A 1,936-nucleotide genomic window follows, 5' to 3' on the forward strand; every position below is an offset into this window, starting at 1 on the left:
AGACGTTAGCCACTCCTGGATAGTCATTTACGCGCGGATCCTTCGGACCATAAACCTGCGTAGCAATTCGCAGAGTACCGCCTTTCTTAGGCGCTTCTTCGGCATGCGCCGACGGCATTGCATCCAGCATCGAGTACGCCATAGCCGTCGATGCACCGAAAATGGAAGCGAGCGCCAGGAACTCGCGCCGGTCCATCCCGTCCTTTTTTGCTTCCTCGGCGAGACTATCGAAGACCTTAGGCATAGGTTTGCCATGCCTAGCAAAATACCCCATTTGAACCTCCCCAAATTAGTTACCGGCCGCAGTTTTGCACCAGCACACAAAAAGCACCGCTTTTGGCACCAAAGATGTGTAAAAGAGTTGGACTCTGCGCTGGAATGTTCTGCACGCGGGGCACAGGTTACAGAAAGGGACGACTTTGGGCAGTCGAATTAAAATCAACTGGCGGGCGATTTTTTTTCCATTCGTGCTGTGATCTGTTTGAGGTAATTTTATCGCATCGACGGAAATGCCGCTTGCGCGCGCGTTCAGCGCCCTGCCGCCAGGTGGGCAGAGGTGTCGAAGCCGTGAATGGGCCCATCCGAATTCCGACCGTCGAGGCCATGAACTGCCAATCTGGCTGCATCAATATTGGCGTCGGCCGCACGGCAGTCTAAAACTAAAACCGCACATCAGCAGACTCGCCCTCACATGAGGCTCCATAGATGTTTAGTCCCACGGTGTGATGGTAGCATTGATGCAGCCATCGACAAGCACACATTACGGTACAGATACTTCACGGGAGCGCCACGACCACTCACGCGGTCCGAGCTGCGATACAGTGATCGAAAGCTTCGATCCAGGCATTGAGCGAACGCTACGGCATAAACCCCAAGACGGTGACGAAGTGAAAGAAGCGCGACTTCGTCACCGACACGCCGATTGGTCCGAAGGATGTGCGCTCGACAGTGCTCTCAAAGGAAGAGAAAGCGCTGGTCGTCGCCTTCTGCAGGTTGGGTGAGTAGGCCGGAGGAGTTTCACCTGCCGGCCTCTCGCAGAACGGTGCGTGAACCTCTCGATTCACACCGCTCCCATCAGGCAAACGTATTCGTTCCGAACGCCTTCCAGTGCACAAACAGTCCTGGATTTTCCCGCGCCAGCTTTCTCACGAAGAGGCTGGCACGCGTCTTATGAGACTGAAAGCGCTTGAACCTGCTCGGATCTCGTCCGAACTTTTCATCCGACGCTCACCACCACGGCTCTTTACCGCAGCAGCTCGGACTGGTTTGAGACCTGCTCCTGAAAGCCGATCCCGGAGGGCCGTCCCCCATCATTCACGCAGCTTTACGCTACGGTCTTAGTTCATGTTGAACTCCTTCCGCTGCTCTGCAGCACACTTTCGTCAATGAACACCGGGCGCCGTGGATCAAGCCTGCCCTGGTACTTTCTCCACTGCGCCCGTCGTCGCGCAATCGACGGCCTGTCCGCGGACTGGTTTGAGACCTGCTCCTGAAAGCCGATCCCGGAGGGCCGTCCCCCATCATTCACGCAGCTTTACGCTACGGTCTTAGTTCATGTTGAACTCCTTCCGCTGCTCTGCAGCACACTTTCGTCAATGAACACCGGGCGCCGTGGATCAAGCCTGCCCTGGTACTTTCTCCACTGCGCCCGTCGTCGCGCAATCGACGGCCTGTCCCGCTCGCTGGCGAATAGCGTTTTTTGAAGCTGAACCCGGCCTCCTTCAGCACACGCCACACCGACACGGGGGATGCCGAGATGACGCGCTCGGCAAGCTCCGCCGACAAGGCTCGCACGCTCACATGCGACTGCGAGGCAGCCCGATCCAGCAGCCGCGCACGATGGGGTTCCAAATCTCGGCCGGCTTGGCGTCCAATGCGGCGCGCCGAGGCACTTCCGCTCGACCGATGGTGACGTTGCCCCCAGTTTCTATCCAGT

Annotated in this window: 1 pseudogene; it reads right to left on the bottom strand. The window is 57.5% G+C overall.

The features are described from left to right. A pseudogene (locus DH10_RS25670) lies at nucleotides 1-244 on the bottom strand (ABC transporter substrate-binding protein); the annotation flags it as partial. Nucleotides 245-1,936: the final 1,692 nt, after the last annotated feature.

This window comes from Mesorhizobium silamurunense, from assembly GCF_014843825.1.
GTDB classification, from domain to species: Bacteria; Pseudomonadota; Alphaproteobacteria; order Rhizobiales; family Rhizobiaceae; genus Mesorhizobium; species Mesorhizobium silamurunense.